The sequence below is a fragment of the Mesorhizobium sp. GW821-FHT04C10 genome, from assembly GCF_059420305.1.
The window spans coordinates 3,959,828-3,982,717 of the sequence record NZ_JBWKTL010000001.1; the positions used below are offsets into that span (position 1 = coordinate 3,959,828).

Consider the following 22,890-nt stretch of genomic DNA (forward strand, 5'->3'; position numbering starts at 1 on the left):
GGTTTCGGTCGCTCGCGTGACGACGCACGCCAAGCGCGATCAAAAATCGGTCGGCGCGCCGCCTTCGGCCGTGCGCTTCTGGACGAAGTCGTTGAGTTCCTCGCGGATGGCCGGGTCCATGTAGGGCTCGTCATAGGACGCCAGCCGCTCTTTCCAGACCTTGTTGGCTTTTTCCAGCGCCGTCGGCGAGCCGGCTTCCGCCCAGGTCTCGAAGTTGCGCCAGTCGGAAAGGATCGGCGAGTAGAAGGCGGTCTTGTAGCGGTCCTGCGTGTGCTGGGTGCCGAAGAAATGGCCGCCTGGGCCAACCGACTGTATGGCGTCGAAGCCTAGCGCTTCTTCCGACAAATCGAGCGGGGTCAGGAATTCCGCCACCATTTGCAAGAGGTCGATGTCGAGAATGGTCTTTTCGTAGGAGCAGCGCAGGCCGCCCTCCAGCCAGCCGGCCGCGTGCATCATCAGGTTGCCGCCGCCCTGGATAGCGCCCCACAGCGAGAACACGCTCTCATAGGCCGCCTGCGCGTCGACCGTATTGGCGGCGCAGGTGTTGGAGGTGCGATAGGGAATGTTGTAGCGGCGGGCAAGCTGGCCGCCGACAAGCTGCGCCTTCATGTATTCGGGCGTGCCGAAGGCCGGCGAACCGGACTTCATGTCGACATTGGAGGTGAAGCCGCCATAGCCGACAGGCGCGCCCTTCTTCACCATCTGGGCAAAGGCAATGCCCGACAGCGCCTCGGCATTCTGCTGCACCAGCGCACCGGCGATGGTCACCGGCGCCATCGCGCCCGACAGGGTGAAAGGCGTGACGATGACGACCTGGCCCTTGCTCGACATCTGGATGATGCCTTCCATCATCGGCACGTCGAGCTTGAGCGGCGAATTGGTGTTGATGATGGTGAAGACGGACGGCTCCTCGAGCAGCTGCTCGTGGCTGATGCCGCGCGCGATGCGGGTGATTTCAATGCCGTCGACATTGCGTTCCTTGCCGAGCGAATAGATGTGGAACACCTTGTCGGTCAGCATTGCGAGGTCGCGAACGCATTCGAGGTGGCGGACGGACGGATGGATATCGGTCGGTTCGACGGGATAGCCGCCGGTGCAGTTCAGGATGTTGTGCATCTGCGCAAGGCGCAGGAAATTGCGGTAGTCCGCCTGGTTGCCGGGCCGGCGGCCACGGTCGATGTCGGAGCAATTGGGTGCCGACGCCATCATCGAGATGATGAGATTATTGCCGCCGAAGCGGACATTGTGCGCGGGATTGCGGGCATGGATGGTGAATTCGGACGGACAATGCGAGACGAGTTCGAGGATCATGTCGCTGTCGAAGCGAACGCGTTCCGAGCCTTCGCGCACGTCGGCGCCATGCGCCTTCATGATACGCCGGGCCTCGTCGTGCAGGACGTCGACGCCGATTTCCCTGAGCACGCGCAAGGAGGCGAGGTGGATTGACTCCAGTTCGTCGTCCGAAACCAGCTTCGTGGGCTGCAGCGGGATCTTCAGCTGCCGAAACGGCGGCTGCTCGAACGCGGCCGAGCCTCCGGCTCGCTTTCCGGCGCGGCCGCCACGGCGGGCACGGTCGGGTGCCAGGGCCGGTTCTGCAGGGTTTAGGGCGGCGGTCATGATGGTCCTCGTAGGATGCGAATAGCGGGCGGCATAATGGACCGGCGGCCCGCCGGCCATTGCGGAGGCGGCGACCACTAGGGCGAGGGAAGCGACATGCCGGAACGACAGTTGTGCGGCTACGACATTCGCCTTGGCCAGACCGGCTCGCCGGGAAATGCCAGCGGGCGGCAGGCGGGACGGAGGCCGACGTGGGGTGCGTTACACTTCCGTCTTTTACTTCTGATATACTTTGGCGCTTAACGTCTTTGGAGGGGGCAGCCATGCCTGACGTCGTCAAAGTGCGTGCCGCGACAAACAACGAAGTCGCGTTCCTTTCCTGGGATATTGATGGGATGATCCCGGGTTGCCTCGGTTTCGAGATCGTGCGCCTCTATCCCGACACCGGCGAAGAGCGCTGCCTGGCGTCCTGGGTGCCGTTCAAGGGGCAGCGCAATCCGAGATGGATTCCGCAGGACACCGGCGTCTGGCCGGTGCAGAAGACATTTTGGCGCGATTTGACCGTACGGCGACGGCGCGACAGCATCGACGTCAGGCCGGATGGCGAGATGATCGCCTACCGGGTGCGTCCCATTGGCGACATGAAGCCGGGCCTTGATCCGGTGCCGGTGCGCCCTAATCAGGTCGTCGACGGCAAACCCGCCTATACGGGGCCGGCGCGGCCGCTTGGCTATCTCGGCCAGGGCGCCGTCAGCCCGCCGATCTTCCTTGGCCAGATGTTCGGCAAGGCACGCGTTGCCTTCACCAATGGTGTGCTGTCGACGCAATGGATGTCGCACGCGTTGCAGGAGGCGGGAATCAAGGTGGGGCAGCGCGAGAAGATCGCCGCGATCCTTCAGGACCCGACCAGCAAGATACGCGCCTATCTGCATGGCGATGTACCCGATGTGCTGACCAGTCTCCTGAAACGGGCCAGGACCGAGGGCGGCACGGTCAGGCTTGCCCTCTATGAGCTTGGTGATGACGAATTGTGCGACGCTATCATCGCCGCGAAGGATGTCGTCGAGGTCATCCTTTCCAATTCCGGCAAGGGCAAGCTTCCAGACGCGGCCGAAGACGACAAGACCGAGGTTTGGGATGCCGGCAACTTTCGCTACAGGCAGCGCCTGCGCGATGCGGGTGTGGTGGTGACGGATCGCCTGTTCAACAACAACCATATCGGCCACAACAAATTCGCTGTCTACCGTGATGGGCAGGGCAAGCCGCTGGCGGTGATGACCGGCAGCACCAACTGGACCTCGACGGGCATTTGCGGACAGTCCAACAATGCCTTCGTCCGTGACGATCCCGCGATGGCCGAGGTCTTCAACGACTATTGGCAACGCATGAAGGCGGATGTGTTTCCTCCGCCAGCCAGCGAAACCGCTGCCGGGCACGTCGTGCAGATGCAAGGTGTGCCATTCCGCGGGGACAACCATTTGCCCAATCCGCTGAACGGCGCGACCTCGGCGCTGGACGGCATGACCGTCTGGTTCTCCCCGAACGACCCGAAGCGCAGCAAGAAGGATATCTCGGTGCGCCCGGTGGACCTCGAGGATGTCTTCGCACGTATCAAGGCGGCGAAGCGGGCGGTGCTGTTCCTGGTGTTCAATCCTTCGCGGCTTGGCGAAAACTCGATTGTCGACCAGGCCGTCGCGGCCGCGAAGGCAGATCCGAATTTGATCGTGCAGGGCGCGATCAGCGATGAAACCGCCATGCCCAACTATGTCGCTCCGACCAAGGATCCGGTCACCCACAAGTCGAACAAGGACGGCAAGGCGCCCTTCGTCTATCCGGAGAAGGTCTGGGAAGCGCCGAATGTCTCCATCGTGCGAGCGGCGAACCTTACCGGCGCCACGATCGCGCGTGACTTCCAGGCGGAGGTACTGACCGTCGGTCATGCGATCGTGCACGACAAGATCGTCATCATCGATCCGATGGAGGACAACGCCACCGTCATCACCGGCAGCCATAATCTCGGTTACAAGGCGTCCTACGAAAACGACGAGAACCTGGTGATCGTGGAAGGCGACAAAACGTTTGCCGCGGCCTATGCCGTGCACATGCTCGACGTCTTCGACCACTACAAGTTCCGCGCCTGGCGAAGGACGATCGGCAAAGGGCCTTCCTCCGATGACGGGATTTCCATCGACGACAAGTGGCTGAAACCTTACGCCGAAGGCAAGAAAGGCGCGATTGCCCGGTATTTTCCGTAGCATCGCCAAGTCGCGCGTTTCAATCCGGACCGATCGGTGACCGCCAATCGCTCGGGTTGATTGGCGCAAGCGGATTTCCCGTGCCGGCCCTTTCTTTCCCCTGATCGAACCAGTAGCTAGTGACGCTTGCCGGCCGGGAGGTCAGCCGGCACCTCACATGGAATGACGGAATGGTCGCAACCGGCTCGAGCGAAGGCGAAGCGGGGACGCAGTGGGCGGCGCTTGCCGGCGTGACCGCGGCGCTTGCCATGTTCGGCGCCGCGCAAGGGCTGAGCTCGCCCCTGTTCACGCTCCTGATGCAGAAGCAAGGCATGTCGCCCGGGCTGATTGGCCTGTCGGCGGCAATGATGCCGCTCGGGCTGATCCTGTCGGCGTCGTTCGTGCCGGCGGCGGTACGGCTGGTCGGTGCGCGAAACCTGGCGGTCGGCTGCTCGCTGGTTGGAGCGCTGTGCTTCCTGGGCATCGGCTACCTGCAAAACTGGGTGGCCTGGTACGTCATCCGCTTCATCATCGGCGTCGTCATCAACCCGCTCTATATCCTCGGCGAGGTCTGGGCACTGTCGCTGGCTCCGCCCTCACGGCGCGGTCGTGTGATGGGTGTGTTCAACACGCTGATGGGCGCCGGCTATGCGGCCGGCCCGTTCACCTTGACCCTGGTCGGCACTTCGGGCTGGGGGCCTTTCAGCGTCGGTGTCGGCGGCTTCGTGCTTTGCGCTATCATCCTGCGCCTTGTCTCCTCGAAGCTCACCGGTTTCGAGGATGACGGCCAGCCCGCCGGCAGCTTTATCGGTTTTGCACGGCTGGCGCCGGCGCTGCTGCTGGCCGTGCTGGTCTCGGCCGCCGTCCAGCAAAGCACCTACGCGCTGGTCCCGGTCTTCGGCGCCGGCTATGGCTTGCCGGAAGCCGTGCTCGCCGCGCTGGTGATGGCGCTTTCCCTGGGCAATATCCTGCTGCAGATCCCGCTTGGCCTGCTCGCGGAGCGGTTCGGTGGCCGTGCGATGATCCTGGCTTGCGCGATGGCAACGGCCGCCTGCGCGATTCTGCTGCCGCTGCTGATCCTGACGCCGCTGATATGGGGCGTGCTGCTGGTGATGGGCGCCGTCGGCTACGGCGTCTATACGATGGCATTGGTCGAACTCGGCAGCCGGTTCAAGGGCTCACTGCTTGTCACCGGCAACGCCGCCTTCGCCTTGCTGTGGGGCGTTGGCGGTATCGTCGGGCCGCCCGGCGCCGGCCTGCTGATGCAGGGCATCGGCCCGCTGGGCCTGCCCGTGGTGATCATCGGCCTCGACGCCTTGCTGGTGATCTTCGCGCTCTATCGCGCATCGGTTCGCCGGAGCGGCCAGGCATGATGGCGGCCAGTCCGGACAACAGCCAGGCCGGGATGCAATGGGCAGCGATCACCGGTGTGATCGCGACCGTGTCGGTGTTCGCGATCGCGCAAGGGCTGTCCTATCCGCTGTTGAGCTTCATCCTGCAGCGCCAGGGCGTCTCGCCGGCAATGATCGGCTTGTCGGCGGCGATGACGCCGATCGGTTTCATCGTCTCGTCGCCGCTCATCCCGGGGCTGGCGCGGCGGTTCGGGGCAGGGCGGACGGCGCTTACCTGTGCGGCGCTTTCGGCTGTCGTGCTGGCGCTGATCGGCTGGACGCAGAATGTCTATCTGTGGTTTCCGCTGCGCTTCCTGATCGGCGCGGTGACCAATCCGCTCTACGTGCTGAGTGAAATCTGGGTGATCGCACTGGCGCCGCCGGCGCGGCGAGGGCGCATCATGGGCGTCTATTCGACGATCATCTCGGCCGGCTTCGCGGCCGGCCCGCTTTGTCTGCTTGCCGTCGGCACCGAAGGCTGGCCACCCTTCCTCGTCGGTATTTCCGCCTTCGTTCTATGCGGCATCTGTCTGGCTTCGGTACTGCCGCGCCTGCCCAAGGTGGACGAGGCCGGTCACCAGGTTTCGGTCCTGGGCTTCGTACCGATGGCGTGGCTGCTTTTGTTTGCGGTCATCGTTGCCGCGGGTTTCGAACAGGGGGCGCTCGCCCTGCTGCCGGTCTATGGCACCCATTACGGCATCGCGGAGGTCCGCATGTCGGCGCTGCTGTCGATGATGATTGCCGGCAACATCGCCATGCAGGTGCCGCTCGGCCTGCTGGCGGAGCGGATTTCCGCGCGTCTGGTGCGGCTTGCCTGTGTTTGCTTGACCGTGCTCGGATGCGTGCTGCTGCCTCTTCTCATCGAAACGCCGCTGATCTGGCCGATGATCTTTGTCTGGGGCGCGGTTTCGTACGGCATCTACACGATGTCGATCATTGAGCTTGGCGAGCGCTTCACCGGCTCGACACTGGTTGCCGGCAACGCCGCCTTCTCGCTGATGTGGGGCGTCGGCGGCATCGCCGTGCCGCCGCTGGCGGGAAGCGCGATGGATTTGCTGGGCGCCGGTGGCCTTCCGATCACGCTGGGCCTGATGTGCCTGGTGCTGGCGGTTGCCAGTGTCGCTGGTCGCGGTAAGGCCCGAATCCTTTGTTGAGATGCCGCAGCTATTGAATATCGGACAAGGCATGTCGATGTTGCATGCCGAAGCACTGCCTATCGGAGATTACATGACCAAGCCCATCGCCAAGCCAGAAGCCGCAGATCCCTTCCTCTGGCTGGAAGACAGGACCAGCAAACAGTCGCTGGACTGGGTGCACCGCCAGAACGAGATCACGGTTGGCGAATTGCAGGGCGATCCGTCCTACCAGGCGTCGTTCGAGACGGCGCTCGACCTGATGACGGCCGAGGACAATATCGCGGTCGGCGCGGCAATCGCCGGCCATGTCTATAATTTCTGGCAGGACAAGACCAATGCGCTCGGCCTGTGGCGCCGCACGACCGTCGCTTCCTACAAGACCGAGAAGCCGGTCTGGGAAACAATCATCGACTTCGACCAGCTTGCGGCGAAGGAGGGGATAAAATGGGTGTTCAGCGGCGCCAGCCGGCTCTATCCGGATTTCAGCCGCTGCCTGCTGTCGATGTCGCCCGATGGCGGCGACGCCAGCGAGATGCGTGAGTTCGACATCGAAACCAAGTCGTTTATCGAGGGTGGATTCCGGGCTCCGGCCTCGAAGTCGAGCTTCGGCTGGCTGGACAAGGACACGGTCATTGTCTCGGCGGCCTTCGAGGAGGCCGACAAGACCGAGTCCGGCTACCCGCGCGTGATCAAGCTCTGGAAGCGTGGCACGACGCTGGAAAAGGCAACGCCGATCTTCGAGGCAAAGACCGAGGATCTCGCCGCCGGCGCCGGCGTCGAGTTCGATGGCGACAAGCGCCACGTGTTTCTGGCGCGGGCGATCAATTTCTTCGCGTCGCACAGTTTCCTGCATCTGCCGTCTGGTGAAAACAGGCGCATTCCGCTGCCCGACGACGCCACCGATACATCGCTTTTCAAGGATCAACTGGTGTTCGGCGTGCGCACGCCGTGGACGGCGCCTGACGGCACGGTGTGCCAGCCGGACGGGCTCTATTCGCTCGATTTCGCCCACTGGATCGAAACTGGCGGTTTTGGGGCCATCGAAACCCTGTTGGCGCCGGCGAATCGCGTGTCCATCGCCGGGCTCGCCAGGACCCAGGACCGGTTGTTCATCAGCCTGATGGACAATGTCCGCGGCAAGGTTCTTGTCTGCGAACGCAAGGAGGGCGCCTGGTCCATGAAACCGGTGGCTTTGCCTGAAAACGGCACTGTCGGCATCAGCCATGCCGAGCATTTCGGGTCGAGCGTATCGTTCTCCTTCACGGATTTCCTGACGCCGAGCTCGATCATCTGGTCGGATGACGATGGCGAGACGCTGGCCATGGTGAAGTCGCAGCCGGCGCGGTTCGATGCCGCGCCGCTGATCTCGGAGCAGTTCGAGGCGCGCTCGAAGGACGGCACGATGATCCCGTATTTCGTCGTCAGGCGACGCGACCAGAAGGGTCCGGTGCCGACGCTGCTCTATGGCTATGGCGGCTTCGAAGTGCCGCTCTTGCCCGGGTATGCCGGCGTGCGCGGCAGGCTGTGGCTGGAGAAGGGCAACGCCTATGTGCAGGCCTGCATCCGTGGCGGCGGCGAGTTCGGGCCGGCCTGGCATCAGGCGGCGCTGAAAGGCAATCGCCAGAACGGTTTTGACGATTTCGCCGCGGTGGCTGAGGACGTCGTGAAGCGGGGCATCGCGACAGCAAGCTCGCTCGGCATCCAGGGCGGCTCGAATGGCGGCCTGCTGACCGGCGTTTCGCTGACGCAGCACCCGGAACTGTTCGGCGCCGCCATCATCGAGGTGCCGCTGCTCGACATGCTGCGTTACACCGAACTGCCGCCCGGCGCCTCATGGATGGCCGAATATGGCGATCCGTCGAAGCCGGAAGACGCCAAGTGGCTGTCCGCCTATTCACCCTACCAGCACGTCAAGGCCAATCCCGCCTATCCGCCGGTGCTGCTGACGACCTCGACCGCCGATGACCGCGTCCATCCCGGCCATGCGCGCAAGATGGCGGCTCGCCTGCAGGAGGCCGGCCACGCCAAGACGCTGTTTTTCGAGGAAACCGAAGGCGGACATGGCGGGCGTGGCGACCGCCGGCCGCAGGCGGCGCAGACGGCGATGAAGTATGTCTTCCTGCAGCGGGCGTTGACCGCCAAGGCCTAGAATCATTCGTTCATGGCCAAGCAAAGGGTGGTTCACCTCGACCAGCCTTTGCTCTAAGGTGCCGGCATGGCTCTCGTCAGGACCTTGGTTAGCGCATTTGAGGCTCGCGCATCGCGGGTCGCGGTGACACCGTCACCGCGCACGCTGCGCGCCGAGCTTTTGCGGCTGTGCGCCCGCATCGGTTATTCACCGCCCGCAGCCCTCTGATGCATTCGCCCCGGCGCCAGCCGGACTGAATCCAGAGGAAAGATCCAGACATGACCTATCAGAACTATTCGCTGAAGCAGCTTCAGCAGATCGATGCCGCGCATCATCTTCACCCCTTCACCGATCACAAGGAACTGCGCGAAGCCGGCTCGCGCATCATCACCCACGCCAACGGCCCGTTCATCTACGATTCCGAAGGGGCCGAAATCCTCGACGGCATGGCCGGGCTGTGGTGCGTCAACATCGGCTATGGCCGTGACGAACTGGCCGAGGCCGCTTACGCCCAGATGAAGGAACTGCCCTACTACAATTCCTTCTTCAAATGCTCGACGCCGACGCCGGTGCTGTTGTCCAAGAAGCTGGCCGAGATCGCGCCGAAGCACGTCAACCAGGTGTTTTATGGTTCCTCCGGTTCGGAGGCCAATGACACGGCGTTGCGCCTCGTGCGCCACTACTGGGTGCTGGAAGGCAAGCCGGAAAAGAACCGCGTCATCTCGCGCAAGATGGCCTATCATGGCTCGACCATCGCCGGCACCTCGCTCGGCGGCATGGATGCCATGCACAAGCAGCTCGGCGGCGCCGTGCCCAACATCGTCCATGTGATGATGCCCTATGCCTATGAACTGGCACTGCCCGGCGAGAGCGACCATGATTTCGGCCTGCGCGCGGCAAAGTCGGTCGAGGACGCCATCCTCGAGGCCGGCGCCGACAAGGTCGCAGCCTTTATCGGCGAGCCGGTAATGGGGGCGGGCGGCGTCAAGATTCCGCCGGCGAGCTACTGGCCGGAAGTCCAGCGCATCTGCCGCAAATATGATGTTCTGCTGATGCTGGACGAGGTCATCACCGGCTATGGCCGCACCGGTGAATGGTTCGCGGCGCAGACGCTTGGCATCGACCCGGACACCATCACCACGGCCAAGGCGCTGACGTCAGGTTACCAGCCATTGTCGGCCTTGCTGGTCGGCGACCGCATTGCATCGACGCTGGTCGAGAAGGGCGGCGAGTTCAATCACGGCTACACCTATTCCGGTCATCCGGTGGCTTGCGCCGTAGCGTTGAAGAATCTTGAAATCATCGAGCAGGAGGGCCTTGTCGACCGTGTCAGGAACGACACCGGGCCTTATTTCGCCAAGGCCCTGCAGGAGCGCATTGCCGGACATGACCTCGTCGGCGAGGTGCGTTCGATCGGCCTGATGGGCGCGATCGAGATCGTCAAGGACAAGGCGACCAAGGAGCGGTTCCTGCCGTCGGGAAGTGCCGCGGTGACGGTGCGCGACCATGCGATCGCCAACGGCATGATGCTGCGCGCCACCGGCGACACGATGATCCTGTCGCCGCCACTGATCTGGACCCGCGACACGATCGACATGGCCTGCGAGCGTATCGGCAAGGCGCTGGATCTGGCTCAGGCAGATCTGCGCAAACGATAAGAACCTCGGCTGGGCGTTTCCCCGACGGAAACGCCCAGCCTCGGAAAGATGCTGTCCTTATAGGGAACGAATTCCACTCACGGCGCGTAGTGTGTCAGGCAGCGGCCGCGTCGGCCGCGACAAGGGATTTGTTTTCATGAAAAAGACCGGCAAGAGCCGACGTATGCAAGACGCCGCCGGCATCGGCGCGGATCTGATGCTGGCGCCGTTGGTGGCCATGATGCGCCTGCCCCTGATGGTCATGGACGCCAGGAGCGGCGAACCCTGGGGCACCGAGACGGCAAGGGCGGTCAGCGAGAAGACCGTTGCCATGGCCGAAGGCACGCTTGCGGCGCAAATGTCCTTGCTGCAATCGGCATCGCGGTTCTGGCCGGAGGTTTTTTCCGGCCGCACACCGTCGCTGTTCAACGGCGTCGCCGCTGAACTTTCGGTCAGCGCGGCGTTGAGGCCGGCCAGCCGCACGGTAAAGGCGAATTTTCGCCGCCTTTCGTCGAAAACTTGACCCCGAGGCCACGGATTGTCGCCCGAAGGGGACCGGTTACGGTTTTCGGGATGGTGATGTAGAACCCACTGAAGCAGATTTGCCTGCAGCGCGTTATGCGTGCCGTTATTCCAGAGCCGATCTGGGCCGGCTTGCATCAGGGGGACCTCCATGGCCGGACAGCCGCTTAACCAACCCGCCGAAATCCCGGCCGAACTCGACCGCTGGAATTGGGGCGCCTTTTTCCTCAACTGGATCTGGGGTATCGGCAACAGCACTTTCATCGCGCTGCTGGCGCTGATCCCGGTCGTCAACCTCATCGTGATCATCGTGCTTGGCGCGCGCGGCAGCCGCTGGGCGTGGCAGAACCGGGCCTGGCGCGACGCGGAACAGTTCCGCAAGACGCAGCGCAACTGGGCGATCGCCGGCCTTGCCGTCTGGGTGGTCAGTATCGGCGGCTGTGCGACCATGGTCGGCAGCATCCCCTTCATGCTCAAGGGCAACGACGCCTACCACATGACCATGGATGCCATTCGCACCGACACTCGTGTGCAGGCTGCCATTGGCGACGACCTGACCGACAAGTTCTGGGTCGGCGGCCATCTCAACGTCAACGCGAATGGGACGGGCGACGCGCAGTTCAGTATTCCCGTCCACGGCGCCAAGGGCAAAGGCACCGTGTTTTCCCATCTGGTTCGCAATGCCGGCACTTGGAGCATGCGCCTGCTCGTGGTCAGGGTTGATGGAGTGGATGCGCCGATCGTGCTGACCAACGAAGATCACGTGCCAATCCCGAACGCGGCGATCGGAATATAGACGTCTGCCCGGCTTGAGCGCTGCAGAAATGCAAAAACCGCGCTCCATCGGGAACGCGGCTTTGCCAGATACGCATGGCGCTTCGCTACTCGAACACTTGGCGAAACTTACGGGCTCCGGTACGCGAGACCTGATCCGGAGCGCCGGGCGGATGCGATATGTCCGCCTCACGATCAGTTTTATAGCGACATCGTTACCGCGGAGTTATCGAGAGCTTAAGCAAATCTAAATTTGCGGTTTTTCTGCCGGAGGAATCCGGAAAAGTCCATCAAATCCGTTGCTTACGCTGGGTTACCCCTGAGAAAATTAATTATGCCGGAGAAATCGGCGCCGCCATGGCCCTGGGCGCTGAACAGGGCGTAGAGTTGCGCCGCTTCGGCGCCAAGCGGGGTCACCGCTCCAGCGCCAAGTGCTGCCTCCTGGGACAATTTCAGGTCTTTCAGCATGAGGGCGGCGGCAAAGCCCGGTTTGTAATCCCTGTTGGCGGGAGAGGTCGGCACGGGGCCGGGCACCGGACAATAGGTGGTCAGCGACCAGCATTGGCCTGAAGATGTCGAGGCGACGTCGAACAGCGCCTGATGCGACAGGCCGAGTTTTTCCGCCAGCACAAAGGCCTCGGCGACGCCGATCATCGAAATGCCGAGGATCATGTTGTTGCAGATCTTCGCCGCCTGGCCGGCACCATCGCCGCCGCAATGGACAATACGGCCGGCCATCGGCTTCAGGATCGGCTCGGCGGCGGCGAAGGCATCGTTGGAGCCGCCGGCCATGAATGTCAGCGTGCCGGCCGTGGCACCTCCGGTGCCGCCCGAGACGGGCGCATCGATCGAGAGCAGGCCGTGTTTGGCAGCGAGCGCATGCGCCTTGCGCGCCGATTCGACATCAATGGTCGAGGAATCGATGAACAGCGCGCCCTTCTTTGCCTTGGGCGCAATGTCTTCGTAGACCGACAGCACGTGCTTGCCGGCGGGCAGCATGGTGATCACAACGTCGGCATCCTTCACCGCCGCCGGTGCGTTGGCCATGACGACGATGCCATGCTCGCGCGCGATCGTCAGATTCTCGGGCATGAGGTCGAAGCCGTGCACTTGATGCCCCGCCTTGACCAGATTCGCGGCCATTGGATTGCCCATGTTACCGAGGCCGATGAAGGCGATCGTCGTCATTGTCTCTCTCCCGGAGTTTGCTGGCTTCAGCGGCCGATCAATGCCCGCGCGATGATGACGCGCATGATCTCGTTGGTGCCTTCGAGGATCTGGTGAACACGCAGGTCGCGCACCAGCTTCTCGATGCCGTAGTCGTGCAGATAGCCGTAGCCGCCGAGCAGTTGCAGCGCATTGTTGGCGACGTTGAAGCCGGTGTCGGTGACGAAGCGCTTGGCCATGGCGGACCATTTGCCGGCATCGGGCGTCTTGCGGTCGAGCTTGGAGGCGGCGGCATAGAGGAAGATGCGCGACGCCTGCAACTCGGTCTCCATGTCGGCCAGCCTGAATTGCAGGGCCTGGAACTGGTTGATTTTCGAGCCGAAGGCCTTGCGCTCGGCGGTATAGGACAGCGCCTTGTCGAGCGCCGACTGCGCGCCGCCCAGCGAACAGGCGGCGATGTTCAGCCTGCCGCCATCGAGCCCGGCCATGGCGATGCCGAAGCCTGCGCCTTCGCCCGACAACAGGTTCTCCGCCGGCACCTTGCAGTCCTCGAAGATGACCTGGCGGGTGGACTGCATGTGCCAGCCCATCTTGTGTTCATTCGCGCCGAAGGAGAGCCCGGGCGCATCTTTCGGTACGATGATCGTGGAAATGCCTTTCGGCCCATCGGCGCCGGTGCGCACCATCACGGCATAGACGTCGCTGTCGCCAGCGCCCGAGATGAACTGCTTGGCGCCGTTGAGGACATAGTCGCCGCCGCTCTTGACCGCGCGCGTCTTCAACGCCGCGGCATCCGAGCCGGAGCCCGGCTCGGTCAGGCAGTAGCTCGCCAGCCATTCCATCGAGGTCAGCTTCGGCAGGAAGCGCTGGCGCTGCTCGTCATTACCGAACCGGTCGATCATCCAGGCCACCATGTTGTGGATCGAGATGAAGGACGAAAAGCCTGGGTCGGCATGCGACAGAGCCTCGAAGATCAGCACGGCGTCGAGGCGGCCGAGGGCCGAACCGCCGACATCGTCCCTGACATAGATGCCGCCGAGGCCGAGCGGCCCGGTCTCGCGGATCACGTCGGCGGGGAAGTATTTCCTGCGGTCCCAGTCGAGCGCATTCGGCGCGACGCGATCGGCGGCGAAGGCCTGCGCCATCTCCTGGATGGCACGCTGTTCCTCGTTGAGTTCGAACTGGCTGGTGCTCGCATCGACCGCGGCGTCCATGGCGTGCTCCCTATGTGCTGGCCAGCTAGCCCGCTGGCCTGTCGTTTTTGGCTTTGCGCGCGCACCAATCTAGACCAATGATGCCGCCGCGCAACCCGATCCCCTGCGGAGCGGCTGTGCGCCAATGCATGTCCGGAGCAAGATGTGACGACAAAATTCGATGAGCTGCTGGGACGGTTCCACGCCTATCTCGCTTCGGTGGATGACGCGCTGGTGCGCGACGCCGTCGTGCGCATCGGCTGGGATATGCCGGCGCGCGCGCTGGAGTCGCATGCGCTCGGTTGCCTGCGCCATCTCGCTTGCGTGGCTGACCTCGCACCGATGTCTGCGCAACCGCTGGTCCAATTGCTGGCGCAGCGACGCAACGAATTGCATTGGGGGCAGACCTACACCGGGGCCGATTTCGGCAAGACCTTCATCGACAATTATGGCTGGCTGGAATTGTTCGGCACGCGCGGTCATTTCGCCAATGATGAGGTGGCGGCCGGCCTGCTGATCCTTGGACCCGAAATCGTCTACCCAGACCATCATCACGTCGCCGAGGAGATCTACATCCCGCTGACCGGCGGCACGGAATGGCGCATGGGCGAGGGCGGTTTTCACAAGCGGGAGGCCGGCGAGGTCGTCCATCACGCTTCCAATGTCAACCATGCCATGCGAACCGGCAACGAGCCGCTTCTGGCGCTCTACATCTGGCGCGGCGGACCGCTGGCGCAGAAATCCACGATCACCGGAACCGCGGCGCAGGGCCGAAGCTGATGGCCAAGGCGATCATGCTGCAAGGGACGGGTTCGGATGTCGGCAAGACGGTGTTGGTCGCCGGCCTGTGCCGCGCCGCGAAAAAGCGTGGCCTGAAGGTGCGGCCGTTCAAGCCGCAGAACATGTCGAACAATGCCGCCGTCGCCGACATTCCCGGAGACAACAGCCATGGCGGCGGCGAGATCGGCCGCGCGCAATGGCTGCAGGCGATCGCTTGCGGTGTTGCACCGTCGGTGCACATGAACCCGGTGCTGCTCAAGCCGCAGACCGATGTCGGCGCGCAGGTCATCGTCCAGGGAAAAGTGTTCGGCGAGGCGCGGGCGCGTGACTACCAGGCGCTGAAGGGCCGGCTGATGGATGCGGTTCTGGACTCCTGGGCCAAGGTCGGCGAGGGCGCTGATCTCATCATCGTCGAGGGAGCCGGCTCGCCGGCCGAAATCAACCTCAGAAGCCGCGACATCGCCAATATGGGCTTTGCCACGCGTGCCGATGTGCCTGTGGTTCTCGTTGGCGACATCGATCGCGGCGGCGTCATCGCTTCCATCGCCGGCACGCATCTGATCCTGACGGAAGAGGACCGGCGCATGATCGTCGGCTACCTCATCAACAAGTTCCGCGGCGATGTCTCGCTGTTCGATGACGGCATCAAGGCAATCGACAGTTTCACCGGCTGGCGCTGCTTTGGCGTCGTGCCGTGGCTGAAGGCGGCGGCGCGGCTGCCTTCGGAGGATTCGGTGGTGCTGGAACGGCTGGCCTCCGGCGAGGGGCGTGCGTTGAAAGTGGCGGTGCCGATGCTTGGCCGCATCGCCAATTTCGACGACCTCGATCCGCTCAAGGCCGAACCGCAGGTCGAAGTGGTGTTCGTGCCGCCGGGGAAGCCGTTGCCGGAGGACGCCGGGCTGGTGGTCATTCCCGGCTCCAAGTCGACGATCGGCGATCTCCTGAAATTTCGCGAGAACGGCTGGGACCAGGATCTTGCTGCGCACCGCAAGCGCGGCGGCCATGTTGTCGGCATTTGCGGCGGCTTCCAGATGCTTGGGCGTATGGTGCGCGATCCCGACGGCATCGAAGGCAGCGTCACCGAGGCCGAGGGGCTTGGCCTGCTCGACATTGAAACGGTGATGGAGCCGGAGAAGACGGTGCGCAATGTCAGCGCCCGCTCGGTCCAGTTCGACCTGCCGCTCGATGGCTACGAAATCCATCTCGGGCGTACCACCGGCCCGGATACGCTGCGGCCGTCGGCTGTCATCAATGGCGTCGACGATGGCGCGATCTCGGCCGATGGCAAGGTGATCGGCACCTATATGCATGGCCTGTTCGGCGCCGACGCCTTTCGCGGGAAATTCCTGGAAAGCCTTGGCATCAAGGGCGGTGGCATCGACTACCGTGCCGAAGTCGAACGGGCGCTGGACGAGGTCGCGGCCGAATTGGAGACCCATCTCGACTGTAACGCGATTTTCGGCCTGGCTCGGTAGGGGTCGGTTGGCGAACCGCCTTGGCAATTAGCGATAAACGCCCCCCGGTCGTCATCCACGGGCGGAGCAAGGAGCGTAGCGACGCGGCGCAGACCCGAGGATCCATTCCGTGAGGTTAACGCGTTGCAACGGTTCAGAATTCTGCTCCGCTGCGTCCTTCGATAGAGGTCACGGAATGGATCCTAGGGTCTTCGCGACGGAGCTTCGCTCCTGCTTCGCCCTAGGATGACGAAGTTCGGATGCTTTCGCCAACCTGCAGCGTCGGCGACGGTAGCTCAGCCCTTATCCCCCGCCTTCGGCCAGTAAGTGCCGAACGACCAGACGCCGCCTTCCGGATCGCGGCAGATGAATTCGCGGCTGCCATAGTCGCGATCGACCATTTCCTGGATGATCGTTGCGCCGGCCTTCTTCGCCCTCGCATAGGCGGCGTCGGCATCGTCGACGGCGATATAGATCGATTTGCCGCCGCCTGTGCTGGGCTCGCCGACCATCTTGCCATAGTCGTCGTCGCGCGCGCTGCCCAGCATGATCATCGAGGCGCCGAAAACCAGTTCGGCATGGTGTACGACATCGCCTTCGCCATAGCGGGCGCGGACGCTGAAGCCGAAGGCTTCGCAGAGCCAGTCGATCATTTTCGCCGCGTTCTTGTAGCGCAGGGCAGGGTACAGGCGCGGGGCTTCGTTGCTGGTGACCATGTCGATCTCCTTCAATGGGGTTGGTCGATGAATCCTGCTTGTGCATGTCGTCGTCCCGAAACCGCTACGCACTTTTGGGCGACATGCATCAATCTGGGTGAAGGCCGTTCCGGCGTCTTGAAGAAATGTTACCTGACCGAAAGTGCCGTCGGCGTCTCGCCGGCAAGGTCCCTGAATTCGCGCACCAGATGCGCCTGGTCGGCATAGTCGCAATCGGCGGCGATATCGGCCCAATCGGCGGTCTGCTGCCGCGACAGGCCGAGCGCCCGGTTGAAGCGGACGATGCGCGACAATGTCTTTGGGCCGATGCCGATCGCATTGGAAAAGCTGCCGGCGAGATGCTTTCGGCTCCAGCCGAGTCTTTCCGCAATGGAGGAAATGCGGGCCCGACCGCCTGATGTGATGATGCGGTCATAGGCCCAGGCGATTTCGAGCGGCGTTTCGCCGGCGTCGGCAAGACGGGCGGCGACGAAAGCTTCGGCGAGGTCGAAACGCGACGCCCAGTCCGGCGCGTTGCCGAGCCGTTCGCGCAGCGCCAGGCCCTCGGCGCCCAGCACGTCGTCGAGGACGACCATGCTGTCGGTCAGTTCGCTCATCGGCAGGCGGAAGAAACGGCGCGCGCCAAGCGGGGTGAAGTTGACCTGCACGCAGCAGGCGGTGCCGAAGGATTCGATCATCACCGGTCCGGCAAAGAGGCCGGCGGCGAAACTGGCGAAGCGGTCATTGTCGCCGGGCGCCTTGCCGAGGCCGATGGCGAAGGGTTCGGCGAAGCTGATCACCAGCGGCACTGTGAGCGAAGCGTATTCGACATTACGGACATGGCCGGGCGCCGTTTCGCGATAGCCGCAAATGTCTGACACGATGCCATCAAGCACAGGATCGGGAAGGCGCCGGCGCATCTCGAAGCGCCCCGCGATGGAGCGGTCCTGTTCCTTCCCGCGCTGCGTCTCGATCGGCATCGGCCATCCTTCTGCTCGGGAAATCTAGCAGACCGAAGGTCAGAATCAAAAGCGCCCGGCTTTTGGCCGGGCGCTCTGCGTCCCCACTTCAAGGGAACTTGTCAGGCGCCGCGCATCAGGCAGCCGGCGGCGAGCACGATGTAGGCAATCAGAACGATCCACACCGATGCGAGCGGGATAAAGGCGAGAACGCCAAGGGCGGCGAGAATGCCGATGATGGCAATGACAAGAGAAATGATGAAAACAATCTGGGTAGGCGCGCTGAGATTCATGTCCGGGCTCCTCCAACATGATTCGAACACCGGCATAGTAACAGGCGCGTGATCACACACCAATCAGGACACGCAGCGGGTTGGCCGGGTCGGCCAGCAGTTTCACCGCCAGCGCCAGGCAGACGATCACCAGCAGCGGCTTGATCAGTCTGGCGCCGATGCGCATGGCGAGGCTCGCACCGACGCGGGCACCGAGGAACTGGGCAACGCCCATCATCAGCCCGATCTTCCAGGAGATGACGCCGACGGCGGCGAAGACGATGAAGCCGCCGATATTGGAAGCGAAGTTGAGCAGCTTGGTATGTGCCGTCGCCTTGAGCACGCCGTAGCCGGCAAGGGCGACGAAGGCCAGCATGTAGAAGGAACCGGCGCCGGGGCCGAACAGGCCGTCATAGAAGCCGATTGCCGGTACCAGGGTCAGTCCGAACAGGAAGGGCGACAGGCGCTCGGCCCGGTCGACATCGTTCATGTTGGGCTTGAGCGCGAAATAGAGTGCGATGGCGATCAGCACCAGCGGCAACAGGGCGCGCAACAGGTCGCCCGGAACGATGGTGGCCAGCAAGGCGCCAACGACACCTCCAGCGGCCGCCAGCAGGGCCGACGGCAATTGTCGGCGCAGGTCGACATGACCCTTGGAGGCATAGTGGATCGTCGCCGATCCGGAGCCGAACATGCCTTGCAGCTTGTTGGTCCCAAGCGCTTCGACCGGCGAGAACCCGGCAAGCAGCAGTGCGGGGATGGTTATCAGTCCGCCGCCACCGGCAATCGAGTCCACAAAGCCCGCCGCAAAGGCGGCCAGGGCGAGCATGGCGACAGTCTGGGTGGTGAGGTCGATCATCTGATATGTGGAGATGTCCGGTAGACTGGAGATAGCGGGGCGTTCGACCACGACAGCCCCGTTTGCGCAAGGCCGATTCCGCGCTAACTCTATTGAAGAGGAATCGGAAAGGGGCCGCCCATGGCATTCGCATTGCTGGACCAGATACGCTCGATCTTCGACGGCGACCCCGGCGTGCGCAAGGTCGCGGACGATCCGGTGCTGTCGGCCGAACTTCTGATGCTTTTCCGCATGATCCTGGCCGACGGGACGGTGAGCGAGAGCGAGATGGTTGCCTTCCGGCGCATCTGCAAGGATGCCTTCGGCATCCAGGAAACCAGCATCGACGCCGTCATCGAATATCTCAACGAGTTCGGCTACGAGACCAACGGCTCGCAGGCGATCGCGCTGTTTCGCGATCTCGACGTCGAACGGCGCAAGCAATTGGCTCGGCACATGGCGGAAATCGCCAAGGCGGATTCGCAGCTGGCCGAGAGCGAGGTGCGCCTCTTGCGCCGCACGCTCGACCTGCTCGACATCAGCCCGGTCGATGTGGTGAAGCCGGAAGAATAGGGGCTGTCATCCCGCTCACCCTTGCTCTTGCATCTTCCGGGCGATCGCTCGGTGCAGGTCTGGCGCGGCGGTGACCAGCGCCCGTGCCGCTTCTGATTGGGGATGGTCCAGCACCTCGTTCGTCTTGCCACGCTCGACGATCCTGCCTTCATGCATCACCAGAACCTCGTCGGTGATGGCGCGGGCGACGGTCAGGTCATGGGTGATGAAGAGGTAGGCGATGCCGAGCTTCTGGTTGAGCTCGGCGAACAGATCGAGGATCTGGGCGCGGATCGAGACGTCGAGCGCCGAGACCGGCTCGTCGGCGACGACCAGCTTGGGGCGGGTGATGATGGCGCGGGCAATCGACAGACGCTGGCGCTGGCCGCCGGAGAACTCGTGCGGGTACTTCTCCATGTCGCGCTGGTCGAGGCCGACCTCGTGCAGCGCATGCGCCACCATCTCGCGGCGCTCGGCGCGCGTTGGTTTTTTCTCCAGCACATGCAAGGGTTCCGAGACCAGTTTTTCGACCTTCTGGCGCGGGTCGAAGGAGCCGTAAGGATCCTGGAAGACAACCTGCATGTCACGCCGGGCCGGCTTCAGTTCGGCTTCGCTCTTGCCGGTGATCGCTTCGCCGCGAAACCGGATCATGCCTGAACTCGGCCGGTCCAGCGCCAGGATCATGCGCGCGAGCGTCGACTTGCCACAGCCGGAGCGGCCCACCAACGCCACCGACTGGCCCGGCGTCATCGACAGCGAGACGTCGTCGACGGCGCGGATGTCAGGCGTGCGGCGAAACAGCGAGGCGCTGCGGCCGCGATAGTCGCGGGTTACACCTTCGACCTGGAGCAGGGGCTTGCCCTGGCTGGCGTCATGTCGTCTGGCGCGTGCCGGCACATGCATCGAGGCTTGCGCCAGCTGGCGCGTATAGGGGTGGAGTTGTTCGGACAGCGTGCGCGCGGTATCTCCGGCCTCCATCACCTCGCCGCGGCGCAGGATGGTGATGCGGTCGGCCATCTCGGTCACCACGGCGAGGTCATGCGAGATCAGCAGCAGGCCCATGCGGCTCTCCGCGACGAGGTCACGCAGAAGGTCCAGGATCTGCGCCTGCAGCACGACGTCGAGCGCCGTCGTCGGCTCGTCGGCGATCAGCAGTTTCGGTTTCAAGGCGCAAGCGATGGCGATGACGACGCGCTGGCGCTGGCCTCCGGACAGTTCATGCGGATAGCGCGACATCGGGAATTTTGCCGAGGGCAGACCGACCCGGTCGAGCATTTTTCGCGCCCGCTCCTCGGCTTGCGCGCGCGTCGCCTTGGTGTGCCAGCGTATGCCCTCGGCTACCTGTTCGCCGATGGTCTTGACCGGGTTCAGCGCCGTCATCGGCTCCTGGAAAACCATGCCGATGTCGTCGCCGCGCAGCGCGCACATCTGGTCCTCGCTTGCCGCCAGGATATCGATGCCGTCGAACGAGACGCGCCCGGTGGCGCGCGCTGCATGGGGAAGAAGCCGCATCATCGTCAGCGCGGTCATCGATTTGCCGGAGCCGGATTCGCCAACCAGCCCCATGACCTCGCCGGGCGCGACGGAAAGCTCCATGTCTTTCAGGATCCGCGTGTCGCCGATGGACAACGACAGGTTCTCGATCTCCAGCAGGCTCATCGCTGCCGCCGCGATTTCGGGTCGAGAATATCGGCGATGCCGTCGCCAAGAAGATTGAGCCCAAGCACGGTGATGACGATCGCCATGCCGGGGAAGATCGCCATCCAGGGGGCCACCACCATGCGGGTCTGGGCGTCGAACAGCATGCGGCCCCAACTCGGCATTGGCGGCTGCGCGCCGAGGCCGAGATAGGAAAGCCCGGCCTCGGCCAGGATACCCAGTGCGAACTGAATGGTGCCCTGGACCAGCAGCAGCGTGGCGATGTTGGGCAGCACATGTTCGACGGTGATCTGCGTGCTGCTCTTGCCTGCTGCGCGCGCGGCAAGAATGAATTCGCGCGGCCAGATCGCCAGCGCGCCGGCGCGGGCGACGCGGGCAAAGACCGGGATGTTGAAGATGCCGATGGCGATGATGGCGTTGACCGCGCCCGGCCCGAAGATGGCGGTGATCATGATGGCCGACAGCAGCGCGGGGAAGGCGAAGACCAGGTCGTTGACGCGCATCAGCGCCTCGTCGACCAAGCCGCCGCGTGCCGCGGCAAAGGCACCGAGCGGCACGCCGATACCCATGCCGATGCCGACCGCGACGAGCGCCACGGCGATCGAATTGCGGGCGCCGACCATGATCATCGATAGAATATCGCGGCCGAAATGGTCGGTGCCGAACCAGTGCGCCGTCGAAGGTCCTTGCGTCTTGTCCGCAATGATCAGCTTCGTCACGTCGTAAGGCGTCCAGACATAGGAGGCTACAGCCATCGCCAGGATCAGCAAGGTGATGACGAAGCCGGTGACGAAAGCCGTGTTTCGGAACGCCTTGGCCAGAATCGAACTGAATGTCTCCTCGGGGATATCGAGGTGCAAGGTCATTGCAGGCCTCTCAGGCGCGGATCGACGACCGCGTAGGAAAGGTCGACAACGAGGTTGACGGCAATGACGGCGGCGACCAGCAGCATGACGACGCTTTCGACGACGATCAAATCGCGCTGCGTGATCGCCTGGAACACCAGCCGGCCGAGGCCGGGCAAATAGAAGACGTTCTCGATGATGATGGTGCCGGCAAGCAGGAAGGCGAATTGCAAGCCGAGGATGGTCAGCACCGGGATCATGGCGTTGCGCAGTGCATGCCGCCACAGCACGGCGCGATAGGGCAGGCCCTTGGCGCGGGCGGTGCGGATGTAGTCCTCGTTCAGTACCTCGATCAGGGCCGAGCGGGTGACACGCGCCAGGATCGCTGCTTGCGGCAGCGCAAGGGCGACCGCCGGCAGAAGCAGAGATTTCAAGGCTTGCCATGCGCCGGCTCCCCAGCCGGGAAACCCGCCTGCCGGCACCAGCCGCAACCAGACGGCGAAGACATAGATCAGCATCAGCGCGAACCAGAAATTGGGCACGGCGACGCCAAGCTGTGCCGCGCCCATGGAAATCGTGTCACCGGCGCGGCCGCGCCGACTGGCGGAAAACAGGCCGACCGGAATGGCGATGAGGGTGGAGAGCGCGAGCGCGATCAGCGCCAGAGGCAGGGAAACGGCCAGGCGTTCGCGCACGAGGTCGATGACCGGCACCGAATAGGTGTAGGAGCGGCCGAAATCGAGGCTGAGCAGGCCACTGGCCCAATGAAGGTAACGCCAGGCCAGCGGCGCGTTGAGACCCATCTGGTTGCGCAAGAGCTCCACCTGGTCGGCGCTCGCGTTCATGCCCAGCATCAGCCGCGCCGGATCGCCCGGCAGGATTTCGAGCACGGCGAACACCACGATGGAGGCCAGCACCAGCGTGGCGAGCGAGATGGCGAGCCGCTTGAGGAGGTAGGCGGTCATGGGAGGCGCCGGACGACAGTAACGTCGTCATCCTGGGGCGAAGCAGGAGCGAAGCGACGTCGCGAAGACCCCAGGATCCATGCCGTGACAGAGATCAAAGAGCGCGACGGTCCAAAACCAGCGCCTCCTTCT

At 63.7% G+C, this 22,890-nt stretch carries 20 protein-coding genes; 10 read left to right on the forward strand and 10 right to left on the reverse strand.

The window, feature by feature from the left end; all coding sequences use genetic code 11:
* Window positions 1–39 precede the first annotated feature (39 nt).
* On the reverse strand, window positions 40–1,617 hold the full coding sequence (locus AC07UC_RS19135; protein ID WP_140773005.1) for a trimethylamine methyltransferase family protein: 1,578 nt from the start codon (window positions 1,615–1,617) through the stop codon (window positions 40–42).
* A 263-nt stretch (window positions 1,618–1,880) separates the two neighbouring features.
* On the opposite strand from AC07UC_RS19135, the gene AC07UC_RS19140 reads away from it, so the two are divergent.
* The 7 genes from AC07UC_RS19140 (at window position 1,881) to AC07UC_RS19170 (ending at window position 11,401) form a co-directional block, all read left to right on the forward strand.
* On the forward strand, window positions 1,881–3,812 hold the full coding sequence (locus AC07UC_RS19140; protein ID WP_494907050.1) for a phospholipase D-like domain-containing protein: 1,932 nt from the start codon (window positions 1,881–1,883) through the stop codon (window positions 3,810–3,812).
* A gap of 170 nt (window positions 3,813–3,982) precedes the next feature.
* The gene (locus AC07UC_RS19145) at window positions 3,983–5,164 is read left to right on the forward strand and encodes an MFS transporter (protein ID WP_140773008.1); all 1,182 of its coding nucleotides are present in this window, start codon (window positions 3,983–3,985) and stop codon (window positions 5,162–5,164) included.
* Window positions 5,161–6,336 (forward strand): MFS transporter, encoded by a 1,176-nt coding sequence (locus tag AC07UC_RS19150; protein ID WP_494907051.1) that lies wholly within the window; start codon window positions 5,161–5,163, stop codon window positions 6,334–6,336. Before AC07UC_RS19145 ends, AC07UC_RS19150 begins: the two co-directional genes overlap by 4 nt.
* Before the next feature lie 73 nt (window positions 6,337–6,409).
* Window positions 6,410–8,467 (forward strand): prolyl oligopeptidase family serine peptidase, encoded by a 2,058-nt coding sequence (locus AC07UC_RS19155; protein ID WP_494907052.1) that lies wholly within the window; start codon window positions 6,410–6,412, stop codon window positions 8,465–8,467.
* Window positions 8,468–8,724: 257 nt separating this feature from the next.
* A complete protein-coding gene (locus AC07UC_RS19160) occupies window positions 8,725–10,104 on the forward strand; it encodes an aspartate aminotransferase family protein (RefSeq protein WP_494907053.1) in 1,380 nt (459 codons plus the stop codon).
* Window positions 10,105–10,240: 136 nt separating this feature from the next.
* Window positions 10,241–10,606, forward strand: a complete 366-nt coding sequence (locus AC07UC_RS19165) for a hypothetical protein (protein WP_494907054.1) — start codon at window positions 10,241–10,243, stop codon at window positions 10,604–10,606.
* A 150-nt stretch (window positions 10,607–10,756) separates the two neighbouring features.
* On the forward strand, window positions 10,757–11,401 hold the full coding sequence (locus tag AC07UC_RS19170) for a cytochrome c oxidase assembly factor Coa1 family protein (RefSeq protein WP_494907055.1): 645 nt from the start codon (window positions 10,757–10,759) through the stop codon (window positions 11,399–11,401).
* A gap of 281 nt (window positions 11,402–11,682) precedes the next feature.
* On the opposite strand, the gene mmsB is transcribed toward AC07UC_RS19170, so the two are convergent.
* Both mmsB and AC07UC_RS19180 read right to left on the reverse strand, forming a co-directional pair.
* On the reverse strand, window positions 11,683–12,567 hold the full coding sequence (mmsB, locus tag AC07UC_RS19175; RefSeq protein ID WP_494907056.1) for a 3-hydroxyisobutyrate dehydrogenase: 885 nt from the start codon (window positions 12,565–12,567) through the stop codon (window positions 11,683–11,685).
* Window positions 12,568–12,593: 26 nt separating this feature from the next.
* Entirely contained in the window at window positions 12,594–13,760 is a 1,167-nt protein-coding gene (locus AC07UC_RS19180) for an isobutyryl-CoA dehydrogenase (protein WP_140773024.1), read from the reverse strand.
* 144 nt (window positions 13,761–13,904) lie between these two features.
* On the opposite strand from AC07UC_RS19180, the gene AC07UC_RS19185 reads away from it, so the two are divergent.
* Both AC07UC_RS19185 and AC07UC_RS19190 read left to right on the forward strand, forming a co-directional pair.
* A complete protein-coding gene (locus AC07UC_RS19185; RefSeq protein WP_494907057.1) occupies window positions 13,905–14,519 on the forward strand; it encodes a dimethylsulfonioproprionate lyase family protein in 615 nt (204 codons plus the stop codon).
* Window positions 14,519–15,994 carry a cobyric acid synthase gene (locus AC07UC_RS19190; RefSeq protein WP_494907058.1) on the forward strand — a complete coding sequence of 492 codons (1,476 nt, stop codon included), beginning with the start codon at window positions 14,519–14,521 and terminating at the stop codon, window positions 15,992–15,994. The genes AC07UC_RS19185 and AC07UC_RS19190 overlap by 1 nt, the downstream gene beginning before the upstream one ends.
* 275 nt (window positions 15,995–16,269) lie before the next feature.
* On the opposite strand, the gene AC07UC_RS19195 is transcribed toward AC07UC_RS19190, so the two are convergent.
* From AC07UC_RS19195 to AC07UC_RS19210, 4 genes are all read right to left on the reverse strand, one after another.
* Entirely contained in the window at window positions 16,270–16,689 is a 420-nt protein-coding gene (locus tag AC07UC_RS19195) for a VOC family protein (protein ID WP_494907059.1), read from the reverse strand.
* A 128-nt stretch (window positions 16,690–16,817) separates the two neighbouring features.
* Window positions 16,818–17,648: a helix-turn-helix domain-containing protein gene (locus AC07UC_RS19200; protein ID WP_494907060.1), complete on the reverse strand. Its 831-nt coding sequence runs from the start codon at window positions 17,646–17,648 to the stop codon at window positions 16,818–16,820.
* Window positions 17,649–17,749: 101 nt separating this feature from the next.
* Entirely contained in the window at window positions 17,750–17,920 is a 171-nt protein-coding gene (locus AC07UC_RS19205) for a hypothetical protein (RefSeq protein ID WP_080511798.1), read from the reverse strand.
* A gap of 52 nt (window positions 17,921–17,972) precedes the next feature.
* Window positions 17,973–18,758 (reverse strand): TSUP family transporter, encoded by a 786-nt coding sequence (locus AC07UC_RS19210; protein WP_202327356.1) that lies wholly within the window; start codon window positions 18,756–18,758, stop codon window positions 17,973–17,975.
* A gap of 120 nt (window positions 18,759–18,878) precedes the next feature.
* Here AC07UC_RS19210 and AC07UC_RS19215 point away from each other — a divergent pair, with 120 nt between their 5' ends.
* Window positions 18,879–19,310, forward strand: a complete 432-nt coding sequence (locus tag AC07UC_RS19215; RefSeq protein WP_202321861.1) for a TerB family tellurite resistance protein — start codon at window positions 18,879–18,881, stop codon at window positions 19,308–19,310.
* Window positions 19,311–19,325: 15 nt separating this feature from the next.
* Here AC07UC_RS19215 and AC07UC_RS19220 read toward each other — a convergent pair whose 3' ends face one another.
* The 3 genes from AC07UC_RS19220 to AC07UC_RS19230 are packed head-to-tail and all read right to left on the reverse strand — an operon-like array spanning window position 19,326 to window position 22,758.
* A complete protein-coding gene (locus tag AC07UC_RS19220) occupies window positions 19,326–20,948 on the reverse strand; it encodes an ABC transporter ATP-binding protein (protein WP_494907061.1) in 1,623 nt (540 codons plus the stop codon).
* Window positions 20,945–21,814 (reverse strand): ABC transporter permease, encoded by an 870-nt coding sequence (locus AC07UC_RS19225; RefSeq protein ID WP_494907062.1) that lies wholly within the window; start codon window positions 21,812–21,814, stop codon window positions 20,945–20,947. The genes AC07UC_RS19220 and AC07UC_RS19225 overlap by 4 nt, the downstream gene beginning before the upstream one ends.
* Window positions 21,811–22,758 carry an ABC transporter permease gene (locus AC07UC_RS19230; RefSeq protein ID WP_494907063.1) on the reverse strand — a complete coding sequence of 316 codons (948 nt, stop codon included), beginning with the start codon at window positions 22,756–22,758 and terminating at the stop codon, window positions 21,811–21,813. The genes AC07UC_RS19225 and AC07UC_RS19230 overlap by 4 nt, the downstream gene beginning before the upstream one ends.
* Window positions 22,759–22,890 lie beyond the last annotated feature (132 nt).

Excerpts from the sequence above, each read along its gene's own strand:
- AC07UC_RS19135 (WP_140773005.1), bottom strand. The coding sequence starts at position 1,617 with ATGACCGCCGCCCTAAACCCTGCAGAACCGGCCCTGGCACCCGACCGT.
- AC07UC_RS19140 (WP_494907050.1), top strand. The coding sequence starts at position 1,881 with ATGCCTGACGTCGTCAAAGTGCGTGCCGCGACAAACAACGAAGTCGCG.
- AC07UC_RS19145 (WP_140773008.1), top strand. The coding sequence starts at position 3,983 with ATGGTCGCAACCGGCTCGAGCGAAGGCGAAGCGGGGACGCAGTGGGCG.
- AC07UC_RS19150 (WP_494907051.1), top strand. The coding sequence starts at position 5,161 with ATGATGGCGGCCAGTCCGGACAACAGCCAGGCCGGGATGCAATGGGCA.
- AC07UC_RS19155 (WP_494907052.1), top strand. The coding sequence starts at position 6,410 with ATGACCAAGCCCATCGCCAAGCCAGAAGCCGCAGATCCCTTCCTCTGG.
- AC07UC_RS19160 (WP_494907053.1), top strand. The coding sequence starts at position 8,725 with ATGACCTATCAGAACTATTCGCTGAAGCAGCTTCAGCAGATCGATGCC.
- AC07UC_RS19165 (WP_494907054.1), top strand. The coding sequence starts at position 10,241 with ATGAAAAAGACCGGCAAGAGCCGACGTATGCAAGACGCCGCCGGCATC.
- AC07UC_RS19170 (WP_494907055.1), top strand. The coding sequence starts at position 10,757 with ATGGCCGGACAGCCGCTTAACCAACCCGCCGAAATCCCGGCCGAACTC.
- mmsB (WP_494907056.1), bottom strand. The coding sequence starts at position 12,567 with ATGACGACGATCGCCTTCATCGGCCTCGGTAACATGGGCAATCCAATG.
- AC07UC_RS19180 (WP_140773024.1), bottom strand. The coding sequence starts at position 13,760 with ATGGACGCCGCGGTCGATGCGAGCACCAGCCAGTTCGAACTCAACGAG.
- AC07UC_RS19190 (WP_494907058.1), top strand. The coding sequence starts at position 14,519 with ATGGCCAAGGCGATCATGCTGCAAGGGACGGGTTCGGATGTCGGCAAG.
- AC07UC_RS19195 (WP_494907059.1), bottom strand. The coding sequence starts at position 16,689 with ATGGTCACCAGCAACGAAGCCCCGCGCCTGTACCCTGCCCTGCGCTAC.
- AC07UC_RS19200 (WP_494907060.1), bottom strand. The coding sequence starts at position 17,648 with ATGCCGATCGAGACGCAGCGCGGGAAGGAACAGGACCGCTCCATCGCG.
- AC07UC_RS19205 (WP_080511798.1), bottom strand. The coding sequence starts at position 17,920 with ATGAATCTCAGCGCGCCTACCCAGATTGTTTTCATCATTTCTCTTGTC.
- AC07UC_RS19210 (WP_202327356.1), bottom strand. The coding sequence starts at position 18,758 with ATGATCGACCTCACCACCCAGACTGTCGCCATGCTCGCCCTGGCCGCC.
- AC07UC_RS19215 (WP_202321861.1), top strand. The coding sequence starts at position 18,879 with ATGGCATTCGCATTGCTGGACCAGATACGCTCGATCTTCGACGGCGAC.
- AC07UC_RS19220 (WP_494907061.1), bottom strand. The coding sequence starts at position 20,948 with ATGAGCCTGCTGGAGATCGAGAACCTGTCGTTGTCCATCGGCGACACG.
- AC07UC_RS19225 (WP_494907062.1), bottom strand. The coding sequence starts at position 21,814 with ATGACCTTGCACCTCGATATCCCCGAGGAGACATTCAGTTCGATTCTG.
- AC07UC_RS19230 (WP_494907063.1), bottom strand. The coding sequence starts at position 22,758 with ATGACCGCCTACCTCCTCAAGCGGCTCGCCATCTCGCTCGCCACGCTG.